Annotated in this window: 13 protein-coding genes and 1 tRNA gene; 3 read left to right on the top strand and 11 right to left on the bottom strand. The window is 50.9% G+C overall.

Annotated features, from left to right (window positions below; translation table 11 throughout):
* Together serC and MR847_RS06005 are read right to left on the bottom strand one after the other, a co-directional pair.
* Nucleotides 1-974, bottom strand: a 974-nt coding sequence (gene serC, locus MR847_RS06010) for a 3-phosphoserine/phosphohydroxythreonine transaminase (protein ID WP_287723224.1), incomplete at its 3' end; no start/stop codon positions are given.
* A 155-nt stretch (nt 975-1129) separates the two neighbouring features.
* Nucleotides 1130-1651 (bottom strand): HD domain-containing protein, encoded by a 522-nt coding sequence (locus MR847_RS06005; RefSeq protein ID WP_100425553.1) that lies wholly within the window; start codon nt 1649-1651, stop codon nt 1130-1132.
* Between the two features lie 266 nt (nt 1652-1917).
* Here MR847_RS06005 and MR847_RS06000 point away from each other — a divergent pair, with 266 nt between their 5' ends.
* Complete coding sequence (locus MR847_RS06000) at nt 1918-2757, top strand: TIGR02147 family protein (RefSeq protein WP_100425554.1); 840 nt, start codon at nt 1918-1920, stop codon at nt 2755-2757.
* A 44-nt stretch (nt 2758-2801) separates the two neighbouring features.
* Here the strand turns inward: MR847_RS06000 and MR847_RS05995 are convergent, their stop codons facing one another.
* A complete protein-coding gene (locus MR847_RS05995; protein ID WP_287723223.1) occupies nt 2802-3791 on the bottom strand; it encodes an Rpn family recombination-promoting nuclease/putative transposase in 990 nt (329 codons plus the stop codon).
* A 185-nt stretch (nt 3792-3976) separates the two neighbouring features.
* Here MR847_RS05995 and MR847_RS05990 point away from each other — a divergent pair.
* Nucleotides 3977-4050, top strand: a tRNA-Arg gene (locus MR847_RS05990).
* A 367-nt stretch (nt 4051-4417) separates the two neighbouring features.
* Here MR847_RS05990 and fusA read toward each other — a convergent pair.
* From fusA to MR847_RS05950, 8 genes are all read right to left on the bottom strand, one after another.
* Nucleotides 4418-6550 carry an elongation factor G gene (fusA, locus tag MR847_RS05985; RefSeq protein ID WP_100426795.1) on the bottom strand — a complete coding sequence of 711 codons (2133 nt, stop codon included), beginning with the start codon at nt 6548-6550 and terminating at the stop codon, nt 4418-4420.
* A gap of 118 nt (nt 6551-6668) precedes the next feature.
* A complete protein-coding gene (locus MR847_RS05980) occupies nt 6669-7175 on the bottom strand; it encodes a hypothetical protein (protein WP_287723222.1) in 507 nt (168 codons plus the stop codon).
* 12 nt (nt 7176-7187) lie between these two features.
* Nucleotides 7188-7523 (bottom strand): hypothetical protein, encoded by a 336-nt coding sequence (locus tag MR847_RS05975; RefSeq protein ID WP_287723221.1) that lies wholly within the window; start codon nt 7521-7523, stop codon nt 7188-7190.
* A 2-nt stretch (nt 7524-7525) separates the two neighbouring features.
* Nucleotides 7526-8287, bottom strand: a complete 762-nt coding sequence (gene map, locus MR847_RS05970) for a type I methionyl aminopeptidase (protein WP_106519847.1) — start codon at nt 8285-8287, stop codon at nt 7526-7528.
* Nucleotides 8288-9733: a DEAD/DEAH box helicase gene (locus MR847_RS05965; RefSeq protein ID WP_100426796.1), complete on the bottom strand. Its 1446-nt coding sequence runs from the start codon at nt 9731-9733 to the stop codon at nt 8288-8290.
* A 96-nt stretch (nt 9734-9829) separates the two neighbouring features.
* Nucleotides 9830-10288 carry a hypothetical protein gene (locus tag MR847_RS05960; RefSeq protein ID WP_100425559.1) on the bottom strand — a complete coding sequence of 153 codons (459 nt, stop codon included), beginning with the start codon at nt 10286-10288 and terminating at the stop codon, nt 9830-9832.
* Between the two features lie 30 nt (nt 10289-10318).
* The gene (locus MR847_RS05955; RefSeq protein WP_100425560.1) at nt 10319-11620 is read right to left on the bottom strand and encodes a U32 family peptidase; all 1302 of its coding nucleotides are present in this window, start codon (nt 11618-11620) and stop codon (nt 10319-10321) included.
* Nucleotides 11614-13122 carry a hypothetical protein gene (locus MR847_RS05950; protein ID WP_287723220.1) on the bottom strand — a complete coding sequence of 503 codons (1509 nt, stop codon included), beginning with the start codon at nt 13120-13122 and terminating at the stop codon, nt 11614-11616. The genes MR847_RS05955 and MR847_RS05950 overlap by 7 nt, the downstream gene beginning before the upstream one ends.
* A gap of 212 nt (nt 13123-13334) precedes the next feature.
* On the opposite strand from MR847_RS05950, the gene MR847_RS05945 reads away from it, so the two are divergent.
* Nucleotides 13335-14855 (top strand): hypothetical protein, encoded by a 1521-nt coding sequence (locus tag MR847_RS05945; protein WP_287723219.1) that lies wholly within the window; start codon nt 13335-13337, stop codon nt 14853-14855.
* Nucleotides 14856-14863: the final 8 nt, after the last annotated feature.

Raw genomic sequence — 14863 nt, 5'->3', positions numbered from 1 at the left:
CGGGCCTTAGCGAATTCAAGGAATTCCTTAGCGAGATCGTCTGCCTTGTCGGCTGCGACGACGTCCTTGTTGAAAACGAACGGAACGTTCATAATAGAACGGTCTTCCTTCGCAGCGGTACCGACGAACACCTTAGAGGCGTCGAGTGCGCTGTAGAGGAGAGCCGCCTTTTCGCGGTTGAGCTTTTCAATCGCTTCGACGCCGCCGAATTCCTTGAGCCACTTGAGAGTACGGTTCATTACGTAGACGGCGAATACCGGAGGCGTGTTGAACATGTTCTTTGCGTCAATGTGGGTCTGGAAGTTGAGCATAGTTGGAATCGTGCGATCGACCTTGCCGAGAAGGTCCTTGCGGATAATCGTCACCGTCACGCCTGCGCAGCTGATGTTCTTCTGTGCTCCACCGTAGATCACGCCGAAGTCAGATACGTTGATCTTGCGGGCGAGGAAGTCGGAGCTCACATCGGCCATGAGGAAGCCGGACTTCGGCTTCGGGAAGCTCTGCCATTCCGTGCCGTAGATAGTATTGTTGGCGGTAATGTGGAGGTAGCTGGCGTTGTCGGAAAGGTTCAGGTTCTTTTCGATGCGGCTGTAGGTTTCGGACTTGGTATCGCAAGCCACGTTTACGTTGCCGAACAGCTTGGCTTCCTTGCAGGCCTTGTTGGCCCACACGCCGGTAAGAGCGTAGTCAGCCGTAGCGTCCTGGTTCAGGAAGTTCATCGGGAGCATGCAGAACAAGAGAGAGCAGCCACCGCCGAGGAACACGATGTCGTAGTTTTCAGGAATGCCCATCAATTCACGAAGGTATTCTTCGGTCTCTGCGAACATGTTATCGATTGGCTTTGAACGGTGACTCATAGAGAGAATGCTGATGCCGCTGTTTTCGAAGTCGATGCATGCAGCAGATGCTTCCTTGAGTGCCTGTTCCGGCAGAACCGAAGGTCCTGCGCTAAAGTTGTAGACTTTATTTGCCATGGTTGTGTTCCTTGTGAGGTTTTGTGCTAAATGTTGTTTAGCGCTAATTTAATACGCGGAAAAGATAACAAATTGCAATATGTCCGGCTACATGGGCTTTGAAGAAATAAAAAAGCCCTGCAAGGAGCAGGACTTTTAAAAACGTGTTTTTAAGCTTACGCTTCGAGAGCCTCAATCGCGCGCTGGTATTTACGAATGCGGAACTGGTTTTTCAGTTCGCGATGGTCGTGGCGCGTGTACTTGTCGTCGAGAAGCACATGCAGAATAGCGCTCTTTGCCTTGACAGCCATCGGGTCGTCCTTGAGCGTCGAAACAAATTCCACGAATTCCTTTTCGCGGGCTTCATAGGTTGCTTCTTCAGCCGGAGTGCCTTCTGCCATTAGCTTGCAGCTGTATTCGTCGATCCAAGATTGGTTCTTGATGTGGGTCATCTTCTGAATACGAGCAACCATATCGGCAGGAACACCCAGCTGAAGGATGTCAGCCGGGGTCTTTTTCGTGGAATCGGTAAGGACGTCCTGCAAGACGGCGAGGACCTGGACTTCTTCTGGCTCTCCCTTGCTTTTAAGGTAATCCGCGACATTCTGCAAAAAATCGATGTACGGGCCGCCCGCCTTGTCCTTTTGTCCCTTGTGGACTTCAGCGGCGATCTTATAGGCGTCTTGATACGAAAGCATATGGTTCCTTTTCAAAAGTTTGGGTGCCACCGGCACCTTTATTGAATATGTATAAACAAAAAAGGAAAAGTGTCATGATTTTGTTTTATTTTTCAAAAAATAGGCTCTTGGAAAATCCGAAATTGAATGGGAAACATTTATTTTATATTCTATTTTATGATTGAATATTTATAATTTTTAGTAAAAATTGGCATTTTATACTAAAATCATAAATTTTTATATTCCAAATATTTGAATTTTTAGATTTTGAATATAGATATGAGGTTATGGCACCGATTACGGAATACATGGATTATCGGAAATATATCCGAGATTTTTATGCCGAGCGAAAGGCGCTGTCCGGGTTTTCCTGGGGGGCGTTTGCAAAGCTTGCCGGTTTTTCTTCTCCGGTGTTTTTGCAGTATGTGTGCGAAGGCAAAAAGAACCTGAGCGAAACTTCGGCGCTGCAAGTGGCAAACGCCATGAATCTTTCGAACGTTGAATCGGAATTTTTCAAACGTCTTGTTTCTTTTGGTAGTGTAAATGACATCGATAGCAAGAAAAAAACGCTTGAAGCGTTTTTACGGTTTTCGGAAGAAAGCCATGTGAAAAACGCCATTGCCGATGAATATGGACTTTTTAAATCGTGGAAAAATCTGCTCGTTCGGGAACTGGCTCAGGCCATGCCGAATGCCTCGGCAAAGCGGATTTCTTTGGCTTCGCGTCGCCGGATTTCGACGGGTGAGGTCAAAAAAATCCTTGATTTTTTAGAGCGGGCGGGTTATTTAGAAAAGGAGAATGGAAATTTTAGGCAAACGGAACGCTCCTTAAAAATGGGAAAAGCGATGTCTCCGGTGAAGCGTATGATTGCCCATGACTTACAAATCCAGATGGCGGAGCTTGCCGTCGATGCGCTTAAAAACGAAAGCACCGAGGGGCGCGACATTACCGGGCTTACCATTGGCATTACCCGGGAAAATTACGGGCGCATTGTCCGCGAACTTGCCGAATGCCGTAGACGTATCGTGGCGATTGCCACCGAAGCAGAGCGGACCGATGAGGTTTACCGCCTGAATATGCAGTTTTTCCCGTTGACGAACATCGGCGCTAAACGCGGCAGTGATTGACAATGGATAATGTACAAAATAAGGCGGACTTGATCCGCCTTTACTTATTTCTGCTTTTCTGCCGCAATTTGCCTTGCTTTGTCCAGCAGTTCCCGAGAAACGCCAAGAGACTCAAAAATGCTGATTCCATCTGCAAGTCCATCTTTATGTCCTTCCGCACGGCCTTCCTTGCGGCCTTCTTCGCGGCCTTCTTCGCGGCCTTCTTCGCGGCCTTCCTTGCGGGCGTCGATACGCCCTTCGGCGATGCGACAGTCGATTTCTTCCTGTGCTATCATAGCCTTCTCCTGTACGCTTAAAAAGTCGTCCTTCACGTAATCTACCTTGATGCGTTCCAGCGCCGAATCGAAGATGCCGTGCCCGAAGTCCGGAAGCGCCTCGCTTGAACCCGCGTTCTTGAGCAGGTAGAGCCATTTTTCCTCGGGCCGTTCCAGCTTGTCCGCCGACTTGGTGAATCGCGGAAGGTTTACGATAATATAACTATTTTTCGGCGAAACCGGTTCCGCATTCCCGCGACGGAGCGCATTCTTGCTATACACGTTCCAACGGTCGATGGCTTCGCCGCCCGTTTCGGGCAGGTCGAAGTTGCAAATCCAGATGGACACCGTGTCGGGCAGCTCGTAGCGGCGCTTGCGCTGCTCGTCAAAGCCGAGCGCCATGTACTCCGGCGAGCGTTCCATCTCCTGCTTCGCCCGGATGGTGAGGAAGGCGTTGTAGAGAATGGCGCGGTCGATGAAGAACGCGTGGTTCGCCTTCTGCATCTCGATATCGAAGAAACGTCCGTTTTCCGAGGTGGCGAAAATGTCGAAGGTGAGGTTCTTCGGGTAGGGCGTGCGGAAGCGGATTTCCTCTTCGAACTTGAACGTGAGCCGCCTGATGCGGTTGTCGCCTTCCAGGTGCAGAAGTCCGTTGAGGAAACTTTTTAGCGTTTCCTCGTCGCCGAAGAACTCCTTGAAGGCGGGGTCGTAGGTAGGGTCCAGGTAGGTGTGGCCGCTGAAGAACTCGCGGATCTCGGACATCTTTTCGTTTTTTGCCATGGTGCATTTCTCCTTATAGAAAAAGACATTTGAAAATCAAATGTCCATGCGCACCATTCCGAGGCTCAGAAAGGAATGTAGCAAGAACGTGGAAATTGGCAAGTGCTGAATTGTAAAATCTGTGTAGGAAAATCAAGTAGAAGGGTGTATCTTTGAAAAATTTTTTCTATGTTTGGCAAAAATTGGCTCGCGTAGCTCAGTTGGATAGAGCAACTGCCTTCTAAGCAGTGGGTCGTGGGTTCGATTCCCGCCGTGAGTATAAAAAGAGTCCGTCGCAAGGCGGGCTCTTTTTTCAAAATTCGCAAATTCCAAATTTATATGTTCCGAGTTGGTCTAATGCTCGTGCTGATTTTTCTTGATTCTGGATTTTTGTTGTTTTAGTTTAATAGGTAAGGGGCGCGGCCCGACTGCCTTGGTTTAGCGAAGGGATGCTGGAGCAAACCGTAGGGTAGGGCAATCGGGGCGCGTACCCGACTTGTTTCATTGATCATCCTCCTAGCTGAAGTGCAGGGCAGGCGCCCTGCACTTCTCGTTGGAGCACGACGGAAAAATCTCTCTTTGTTATCGCATTAAAAAAGGCGGGCTCTTGCGAGCTCGCCTTTTTAATTCTCTGAACTTCGAAAAGATTAGCGCTGACCGGCCTTGGCCTTGTCACCGTACTTCTTGATGAGTTCTTCCTGAATGTTGCGCGGAACCGGGGCGTACTTCTTGAATTCCATGGTGAATTCAGCCTTACCCTGAGTCATGGAGCGGAGGTCCGTTGCGTAACCGAACATTTCGGAAAGCGGAACTTCTGCTTCGATCGTGGTTTCGCCACGTTCTTCCGTGGTGCCGACGATGTTACCGCGACGCTGGGAGATGTTACCCACAACGTTACCCTGGAATTCGGTCGGGGTCGTGATTTCGACCTTCATGATCGGTTCGAGGATCTGAGCGCCAGCCTTTTCGAAAGCCTGACGGAATGCCATACGGGCGCAGATCTGGAACGCCATATCAGAGGAGTCGACTTCGTGGTATGCACCATCCGTGACTTCCATTTCGATGCCGACGACCGGGAAGCCAATCAAGGAACCTGCTTCCATGCAGCTCTGGAAACCCTTATCGCAGGACGGGATGTATTCCTTAGGAATGCGGCCACCCACGACGGAGTTCACAAACTTGTACGTGTTTTCAGCATCGCCTTCGACTTCCATCGGACGCATTTCACCGATGATCTTAGCGAACTGTCCCGAACCTCCGGTCTGCTTCTTGTGCGTGTATTCGAACTTAGAAGCGCGGGTGATGGTTTCACGGTAAGCCACCTGCGGGGCACCGGTCTGGACGTCAACGTGGTATTCACGACGCATACGTTCGATGTAAACGTCGAGGTGAAGTTCACCCATACCCTTGATGATCGTCTGGCCAGATTCCTTGTCGACTTCGACTTGGAACGTCGGGTCTTCCTTTGTGAAGCGGTTGAGAGCCTTGGACATGTTGTCGAGTTCGTCACGGTTCTTAGCTTCGATCACGAGTTCGATCACCGGATTCGGGACGTGCATAGAAGTCATGTTGAACTTGTTCTTGCCATCGGTAAAGGTCGTACCGGATGCGCAATCGATGCCGAACAAAGCGACGATGTCGCCTGCGCCGGCTTCGGTAATGTCCACCATTTCGTCTGCGTGCATACGGACGAGACGGCCAACGCCAACCTTCTTGCCGGTTGCCATGTTGACAATGGAGTCGCCCTTCTTGATTGTACCCTGATAAACGCGGATGTAGGTCAACTGGCCATAGCGGTCGTTGACGAGCTTGAACGCGTAGCAAACGAGCGGAGCGTTGTCTTCGCTCTTGAGAACAACTTCCTGTTCGTTGTTGTCGATATCGAGAGCCTTGTTTTCGACTTCGGTCGGATTCGGGAGGTAGTCGATAACGCCGTCGAGGAGCTTCTGAACGCCGATGTTCTTGTGAGCGGAGCCCATGAAGACCGGGGTGAGTTCGAGGGAAATCGTCTGTTCGCGGATGGTCTTCTTGAGGAGATCCTTGTCGATTTCATCCACGCCGTACTTGCCTTCCATAGCAAGTTCCATGATTGTGTCGTTGTAATCTGCGCAGCAGTCAACGAGCTTTTCACGGTATTCCTGAGCCTGATCCTTGAGTTCGTCCGGGATGTCGGTGATACGGACGTCGTCGCCGTTAGCGCCTTCGAAGTAGTATGCCTTCATTTCGACAAGGTCGACCACGCCCTTGAGCTGGTCTTCGAGGCCGATGGGGATCTGCATAACGATCGGCTTGTGATTGAGCTTTTCCTTGAGCATCACAGCCACGCGGAGCGGGTTTGCGCCGGAACGGTCGCACTTGTTGACGAACACGACGCGCGGGACGTGATAGCGCTTCATCTGACGGTCAACAGTGATGGACTGAGACTGGACGCCTTCCACGCCGGTCAAAACGAGGATTGCACCGTCCAACACGCGGAGGGAGCGTTCCACTTCAATCGTGAAGTCCACGTGCCCCGGGGTATCGATGATGTTGATAGTGTCCTTTTCGCCGGTAATCGTGTGAGTCCAGTTAGCGAAGGTGGCTGCAGACTGAATCGTGATGCCGCGTTCGCGTTCGAGTTCCATGGAGTCCATCGTAGCGCCGACGCCGTCTTTACCACGAACTTCGTGGATTGCGTGAATACGCTTTGTGAAATAGAGGATACGTTCGGTGAGGGTAGTCTTACCCGAGTCAATGTGGGCAGAGATACCGATGTTTCTATGGTGTTGGATATCTTTCATTTTTGTTTCCGTGAAAAGTTTGATAAAACTGGCGCCCAAAATAGAAAAATTTTGGGGTTGGCTCAAGGCTTTATTTAAAAGGAGTCCTGAAATAGGCCCTGATTGAGTTTAAAGAGGGTTAAATTTGCGAAATTTCGCCGGATTCGATACTGCTGAAGTAGGCCTTGGCGACTTTAGCGACGCCGTAGGTATCGTAGGCGGCATAGGCTCCGCTGCTCACCGCTCCGATGACGGGAAGAGCCCGTGTCAGAGCCTTGAGAGGGGACTTTTTGAACAAAAGATGTGTCCCTGCTCGGACTGCAACGTCCCGGCCGACTTGGAAGACGGACTGCTTGCAAAGGCACCAAACGAGGGACTGCTTTGTCAGGTAACCGAGCTTTCCATAGACGGCTGCGATGTCTGCAACGAGCTGCGCCTGGATGCGCCAAATCGCGGCGAGGTCCGGAAGGGTGGAAATGAGGCCCACGACGCCGCCTGGGGCAGAGAGGGAGGCGCTCACGACCGCAGCCTTGAGTGCGGCGGTTTCCGTCATCCGTTTGATCTTTTCGTCGGGATTGTCGAGCGGGGAAAGTCCCGAATTCGGAATTTCCGAGAAGTAGTCTTTCAGCTTGAAGTGCAAATCCATAGTTTTAAATTACTATAAAAATGTCAAAACGAGCTTTGCCGCAAGACCGGTGATGGGGAGGTGGATCGAATTTCCTTTCGCTTCGAAGATCATCTTCAAAATTTCTTCAATCCAGGGCTTTTCGCAGTGAATCTTGGAAATGCGAAAATCAGCTCCTTCCGGAGTTTTGGTAATGGTATATTCTGCAGAAAAGCGGAGCGGGTAAGGTTCCCCGACAAGTCCGATGTTCAAGTCGCAGGTGTGTTCATTTGTGTTTAAAGAAAATTCGTGGATTGTCCCGAGGCGCTTGACCGCGGGATGGTCCTGCAGAACTTTCTTGATAACGGTGTCTCTTGCGCCGCCGAGCACGATTACCTCGGGAGTGTCAAAATGTCGATGCCGTCCTTCGTTTTCACCATGGTGTGTTCCCACTGGGCGGAAAGGCTTCCGTCCGAGGTCACTACAGTCCAGCCGTCGCTCAATTGCTTGATGTCGGGCTTGCCGGCGTTAATCATCGGTTCGATGGTGAACACGTTGCCGATTTCGATCATGTTGTTGATTTCGCGGTTCGCGTAGTGGAGAACGTTCGGTTCTTCGTGGAAGCCACGGCCGATGCCGTGACCGCAGTAATCGCGAACGACCGAGTAGCCGTGATCTTCGGCATACGGTTGAATGGCGCAGCCGATGTCAGAGAAACGAGCCTTCGGCATAGCGGCGGCGCGGATGCCTTCTTCCATGCATTCCTTGGTCACCTTGACGAGATCCTTAGCCTGTTCGCTGACGTTGCCGACGCAGAACATGGCGGAGCAGTCGCCGTGGTAGCCATTGAGGATTGTCGTGATGTCGATGTTCACGATGTCGCCGTCTTTCAAGATCGTGTCCTTGCTCGGAATACCATGGCAGACAACTTCGTTGATGCTGATGCAAGCATAACGCGGATAGCCGTAGTAGCCGAAGTCCGCCGAGATGCCGCCGTGCTTGTTCGTGAAGTCGGCGATGAATTCGTCGATTTCAAGTGTGTTCACGCCCGGTTTGCACATTTCGCCTGCGCGGACGAGAGTTTCTGCAGCGAGGGCGCCTGCGGAACGGATCAGTTCGATTTCTTTTTTTGTCTTGACCTTGATTCTAGACATTTAGTTTGTCCCTTCTTGTTCTCGCTTGAATTTTTTCTTGTCATCTTCTTTCCAATAGAACTTGTCGAGAAGATAAGCGAGAACTTCCTTGTCTTCCGGGTTGGATGCCAATTCGTCTACGAGAGGCAGGAATCGGCGTAGGCGTTCCTTCTTCATTTGTCCGAGCACGCGCTTTTCGCGGTCGAGTTCAGCGGCTGCGCGCTGACGGATGCGGTTTGCGAGCTCTTCTTCCGTAATTGCCGGCATTTTGATAAACTGGATGCCGAAATCCACGGCTGTTTTTTGAAGTTCAATTTCTTCCACGGGCGTGATGAGAGAAATGGCGACGCCGCTACGACCGGCACGTGCGGTACGTCCACTGCGATGCACGTAAACTTCGTGATCGTCCGGGTGGTCGTATATGATGACGTGGGTAACGTGGGTGACGTCGATACCGCGTGCGGCAACGTCCGTGCAAATCAAAATGTTGAGTTTTTTGTTGCGGAAGGCGGCGAGCGTTTTTTCACGCAGCTTCTGTGAGATGTCACCGGAAAGCGCTCCGACGCTGAAGCCGTAATTAGAAAGCACCTGTTCAAGGTAGCTCACGTCGCGCTTCATGTTGCAGAAAATCATGCAGCTGTCCGGATTTTCCAATTCGAGCACCTTGATCGTCATCTTGTCCTTGTCCATCACATCGCACATGTAGTAGCGGTGTTCCAGATTGTTTGCGATGACCTTGTCGTAGCTTAGGGAGAGGAATCCGGCATTCTTGCGCTGGAATTCTCGGGCAAGGCTCTTCACCGTTTGCGGAATCGTTGCACTGAACATGGTGCAGGCGATATCCTTTGGCAAGTAACGGCGAATGCGTTGCATGTCCGGGTAGAATCCCATGGAGAGCATTTCGTCCGCCTCGTCCATGATGAGGTCGCGGACGGAAAGAAAGTCGACGTTCCCGCGCTGGGCGTGGTCCAAAAGACGGCCCGGAGTCGCGACGATAATGTGGACGCCTTCGCGGAGAGTGCGGAGCTGCGGTTCGTAACCGACACCACCGAAGATGGCGACTGACTTGATGCCTGTGCCTTCGGCGAGCTTTTCAATTTCTTCTTCAACCTGCTGAGCGAGTTCACGCGTCGGAACAAGAATCAAAGCTTGCGGGAATTTGTGTTCACGGACGATCACCTGGATCAGCGGAAGAACGAATGCGCCGGTCTTTCCCGACCCCGTCTTGGATTGGACGAGCATATCGCGGGCGGCGAGCATGTACGGCATTGTCTTGCGCTGCACGGGCATCAGGTCCGACCAACCGTGCTTTTCGAGAGTCGCCTTGAGGTCGGCGGGCAAATCGTTAAAGGTGTAATCCGGAAGTTTGTTTTCGGGTTCCACAATGTGGACCGGATTTAAAAACGGATTCATCGGTTCTTGGGCAGCCTGTTCTGCGGCAGAATTTTGAGAAATTTCTTCACTCATAGCGCAAGCAAAGCTAGAAAAAAGAATTCTAGCCAACATAAAAAAGATTCCCGAAATGCTTCGGGAATATCTTTGCTTCATTTGTAGGAGCTTTGATTACGATTTTAAGGAGGATTCGTAATCGGCGAGAGCCTTTTCGATCGGCGGAATCACCTGGTCTGCAATCTTTTCAAAGAAGAGACACTGGGTCTTGATGGTGACATCGCGATGACGGGCTGCATGCTCTTTGATCCAATCGGACACGGCGGTTTGGCGCTCTTTGTTCGTGTCTGCAATCGCTTCCTTGATGGATTGGCTTTGACCTTCCATGTAGCGGCGCATGTCGATGGGCATCTGTTTATAATAAAGATAAAGCTTCAAAATCTGATGCATGTCCAAGGCTTCAAGAAACTGTTTCATCTTCTCTTGCTTGAAGGCATAAAGATCGGCGATATTGTTCAGAATATACGGAAGAAAGAGCTGTTTCAAATAGTCCAGCTTGCCTTCTGCATAGGCTTTGTCAAAGTCGCGAAAAATCTTACTTTGCTTGCATTCGTAGTCGCTAGAATCTTCCATGATATCAAATCTATCTCTAAGTGCGTGGAATTAATCTTTTTTCAAAACTAAAAATGCAAAATTTTCAAATTTCGTGCGTTTTGTCACATCGGAATTCAGTCGAATTAGACCGTTTGTTCCTGGATGCAGGGCGTCGATAGATTCGTTTTTCACGTTTTTCAAGTCGGCTATCGACACTTCTTCGTGGTTTTCCGGGTCAAGCCAGCAGAGCCTCGAGTTGCGCTCGATCTTATTTTTGATCTGTACAAAAACAGAACCGTCCGCTTCAATGTGGTCAATCTGTGCGGCGACGGCGCCTGTTTTGGAAGGTTCCTGCGTCGCTTCGTAATTCTGCGGCAGAGGACCTTTGAAAAATCCCGGCATGCGGCCGCGGCTGTCCGTGTCGGAAATCAGTTCGCGGGATTCCTGAGGAATGGGTTCGCCTTTCATCGCGGCGTCGATCGCTTTGCGGTAAGCGTGCACGACAGAAGAAAGGTAATAGACGCTGCGCGTTCTGCCTTCGATCTTAAAACTCGAAAGTTGCGCGTTGACGAGGTCCGGAATGGAGTCGAGGGCGCAAAGGTCTCGGCTGCTCATAAAGTATGTTCCCCATCTGTCTTCGTCGAGCCCGATGAGTTCTGCGGCACGGCCTTCGGTGGCGTTTGTGCGTTCAAGGAAGAATTCTCCCACGTGGGCCTGGTAGTCGTCGGACTGGACTTCGGGGTTTGCGTAAAGGCGGTACGGCATGCGGCAAGAGTTGTTGCACATGCCCTGGTTAGCGTCGCGGTGCGTCGTCCAGTTGCTGAGCATGCAGCGTCCGGACATCGCCATGCAAACATTGCCATGAACAAAAACTTCGAGTTCAAGTCCAGGACATTTTTCCTTGATTTCAAGGATTTCGCCCAGGCGGAGTTCGCGGGAAAGAATGATGCGGGAAACGCCCATCGACTGCCAGAATTGGGCGGTCAAGTAGTTTGTCGTGTTCGCCTGCACAGACAGGTGGATGGGAATTTCCGGGCATTCCTTGTGAATGAACTGGATGATTCCCGGATCGGCGACGATCAAAGCGTCTGGGCCGAGTTTGCAAGCTTCGAGGAGCGCCTTTTGGAATGGAGCGACCTTGGAGTTGCGCGAAATGACGTTGCTTGTCAAATGGAAACGCTTGCCCTTGGCATGGCAGATTTCGATGCCCTTGGCGAGATCGTCCAAGGAGCGGAAACCGTTTTCACGGGCGCGAAGCGAGAATGCCGGTTGCCCAGCATAGACCGCATCTGCACCGTAGGCGAGCGCGTATTCCATGCGTTTTAAATCGCCTGCCGGCGCTAAAAGTTCGGGCTTGTAAGAGCTTACCATTTGAAACCTAACCGCGTATAAATTTTTTCATCGTTGAAAAGGGTCAATTCAAGCATGTAGAAGAAGTAGTCGCCGTCATAGCTGATCGCCGGGGAAAGCGAGTACTTCATCTTGGCTCCGTCGAGGAACTTTTTGGGAAGCTTGTAATGGTTTGATGTCGGAGTTGTATCGTTCACGGCGCTGCCGTAGTCGGTGCCCTTCCAAAGCCACGTGTTGCGCAGGTTCACGTTGATGCGTTTGGCGAATCTGCCGTACAAGGCAAAGTCGATCGTTTGGCTGTTTGGACCGTTCGGGTTGCCGAGAGGTTCGCCGAGGTGGGCCGCCTGAGCCGTGTTCGAATGGAAGTGGCTGTATACATAAGGCTCGACGCGAGCGTATTCCGCAAGGGCGCCTGCTTCGAGCTTGTAGCCGTGGATGTCGAAATCCTTGCCGATTTGTGCACCGGCCATCCAAGCCCACTTGGCTTCGATGTTGTCGTTCTTGAGAAGGCTGATCGGGCTTTCAAAATCGTCGATGTAGAATTCCGTGTAGATTCTTGCGAGGTTGAACAGACGGTAGTTGGCATCGAAGGCAAGAGCTCCGTTGTTATTGTCTTCGGAAAAGTTTCCCTTTTCCATGAAAAGCGGGACAATCGGAACAAAAAGCCACGGCTTGTTTTCATTGTAGAGAATCTGGGTTTCGCTCATACCGAGAACGAGGTTGCCGAGGTTCAACTCGTAACGGTGTGCGTAAAGGTTTCGGTCATTCGTGTTCTTATTGCTCATGCTGTTCGGGTAAATGCGCAGGTCACCGTACAAGCTGATGACGGAAAGCGGACCGACGTGGAATTCAAACGAGAGCGTGTTATATGGAAGCGCATATTGGTTGAGAGTCAGGTTGTTGTAGTAACCCGGACCGAAGTGGAAAACGTTGCGGGCGAGCATGAGACGTCCAAAGCCGAGGTTGGCAGCAATCATGCCGCGGTAACGGGCGTAACTTGCGTATTCAACACCGCTGTTGTTTTCTTCCTTTTGAAATTCAACGAATTCCTTGTCGAAGGATTTCGGGTAGTTGGCGGAATGGCTTTCCACATAAATGCGGGCGTCGAGCATAAATTCCACGGAATCGCGGTAGCCGCGCAAATAAAGTCCTCCGTCGAGGCCCGGCCAGATTGTGTCGCCAAGGGTTTCGCCTCCGCGATAATCCATGCCGCCGACAAGGCTTGCCGCAATCGCTTGCCGATTGTCTTTATAACCGAGTACGGCACGCCCATCGTTTGCGTCAAAATTCTTGCGCCAGTTTGAGTCACGACGCGGATAGTAGAACATCTGTTCCGCATCGGTGGTCGTTTGACGGTGCAATTCAAAGAGCAACGGCGTCGTTTCTAGCTGTTTTAGATTGCGCATGTGTTCGCTAGAAATAATGGGCGATGCGGCGCTTGCACTTGAAACGTCCAATGCGGCGACCGCGAGGATACTTCCAACCGTGCGAAGACTCATTTTTAAAAAGCGACGAAAAATCATACCCTTAAAGTTAGAAAAGAAAACTTTTCCGACGAAAAAAGGGATTTAAGTGTGTCCAAAAATGGCAAAAGGAGAATTTCGTTTATTTGGAATAACATAAATCGCAGAACGGGATTTTGCGAAATCTTGAAAAAGGACTTCTAGGGCCCCGAAAAAGGGTAAAAAATCGGATTCTGCGAATTTCTTGGTCGAAGAATTCTATCTTGAAGCGCATGGAAATTTTCGGACGAAAGGGAAAGTTTTTTTTGGCGGCGGAGATAGCCCTGTGCGCGTCTCAGGCTTTGGCTTCGGAAACATCCGCTTTTATTGGAACGAAAATCTCTGCTGGCTTTTACGGTGCGCCGAAGGCAAGCGTTTTTGCGACGGATACGGTGGACCATTTTAGTTCTAGTTGGCTCGCCCTTCAAATTCCGCTCGAAACCGGTCGCCAGTACGAGCAGACGATTGAGCCGTTCTTTAGCCTTTTTATCGGCGGTACTTACGAAGACTTTTCTATTTACTTCGACTTTCCGTTGCGCAAGGATATTGAAGCGTGGTATGAAGACGATCTGTCCACGAATACGACGATTGTACCAGACAATTTGGACATTAACGTGCCGACGAATGCCTATGCAAAGTGGGATTACGGAGTCGGTTTTGTGCAGGCGGGGCGCTTTAAGCCGGAGCTTGGACCGAGTCCGAATTCTTTGACCTTGGGCGGCGCTCCTTACCACGACGCGTTCCTTTGGAAATTTTGCCCGGGGTTTCTCCGCTACGACTTCTTTTTGAGCTCGTTGAATGCGCATTTGCATGGGACTCCGGATGTGGTCGGCGGGAAAGTAGATTCGACGACAGAAGTCTGGAAACAGGCGAATCTGCAAATCGACAATCAGCGCAAGCGTCAGTACACGGATCCGTACAAGACGTTGGTCTACCACCGCTTAGGTGTGGACTTTAAGCACTTTTGGTTCTATGTCATTGAGCAGTCGGTGATCGGCGGAAAACAAGTGGAATTCCGCACCCTGAATCCGTTCATGTTCTGGCATAATAATTATGCGACGGGCTACACCAAGTCGAATGCGACTTTGGAACTAGGCCTTCGCCCGAATCGCTTGGCAAATTTCTATTATCAACTGGCGATCGATGAAGTGAAAAGTCCGGTCGGCGAAACGGGTGAAAATTCCAATCGCGGAATCACAAGTCACATGGTCGGCTACAATCAACAAGTGAAAACGGAACGCTATGGCGATTTTAATTTTCGCCTGGATGCGGTGCTGACGGATCCGGCGGCGGGCAATGAACGCTTGCCGCTTCTCAAGTACACGAGCCGTCGCATGTACCGTTCGAATTACCGCGACCAGTCGGATGCGGATTTTGCGGACATGTTCTTTGTGGACTATCCGCTCGGCTACCGTCGAGGCCCGGATGCGAAGGATCTTTGGTTTACCGTGGACTGGCTGTATGGACGTCATTCGCTTGCTTTAGAACTTGCCTGGCTGCGTCAGGGCGACAAGGATTTGACAACGGATTACGATGTCGCTTTGCAGAGCAAACGCACGCTTTCTGGGATTGTGGAACGCCAATATGTGGCCGACTTGACCTATGGGATTGTTCTGTGGAAGGGTTTTGCCGCAAAGCTAGGCGGTGGAATTCGCCGGTATAAAAACCTGGACCATATCTCGGGCGAAAACGGCTACGATCTGTGGGGAATCGCCGGTATAAGCTGGGATTTTAGGTATAAAAAAATCTTTTAGAATGTAAA

This window comes from Hallerella sp., assembly GCF_022776125.1.
GTDB lineage: Bacteria > Fibrobacterota > Fibrobacteria > Fibrobacterales > Fibrobacteraceae > Hallerella > Hallerella succinigenes.
Note: the sequence above shows the minus strand (reverse complement) of the source record. Positions and strands in the feature narration are given on the sequence as shown.

Coding starts and splice junctions, on each gene's coding strand:
- MR847_RS05965 (WP_100426796.1), bottom strand. CDS start 9,733: ATGAGTGAAGAAATTTCTCAAAATTCTGCCGCAGAACAGGCTGCCCAA.
- MR847_RS06000 (WP_100425554.1), top strand. CDS start 1,918: ATGGCACCGATTACGGAATACATGGATTATCGGAAATATATCCGAGAT.
- MR847_RS06005 (WP_100425553.1), bottom strand. CDS start 1,651: ATGCTTTCGTATCAAGACGCCTATAAGATCGCCGCTGAAGTCCACAAG.
- MR847_RS05960 (WP_100425559.1), bottom strand. CDS start 10,288: ATGGAAGATTCTAGCGACTACGAATGCAAGCAAAGTAAGATTTTTCGC.
- fusA (WP_100426795.1), bottom strand. CDS start 6,550: ATGAAAGATATCCAACACCATAGAAACATCGGTATCTCTGCCCACATT.
- map (WP_106519847.1), bottom strand. CDS start 8,287: ATGTCTAGAATCAAGGTCAAGACAAAAAAAGAAATCGAACTGATCCGT.
- MR847_RS05945 (WP_287723219.1), top strand. CDS start 13,335: ATGGAAATTTTCGGACGAAAGGGAAAGTTTTTTTTGGCGGCGGAGATA.
- MR847_RS05950 (WP_287723220.1), bottom strand. CDS start 13,122: ATGATTTTTCGTCGCTTTTTAAAAATGAGTCTTCGCACGGTTGGAAGT.
- MR847_RS05995 (WP_287723223.1), bottom strand. CDS start 3,791: ATGGCAAAAAACGAAAAGATGTCCGAGATCCGCGAGTTCTTCAGCGGC.
- MR847_RS05980 (WP_287723222.1), bottom strand. CDS start 7,175: ATGGATTTGCACTTCAAGCTGAAAGACTACTTCTCGGAAATTCCGAAT.
- MR847_RS05955 (WP_100425560.1), bottom strand. CDS start 11,620: ATGGTAAGCTCTTACAAGCCCGAACTTTTAGCGCCGGCAGGCGATTTA.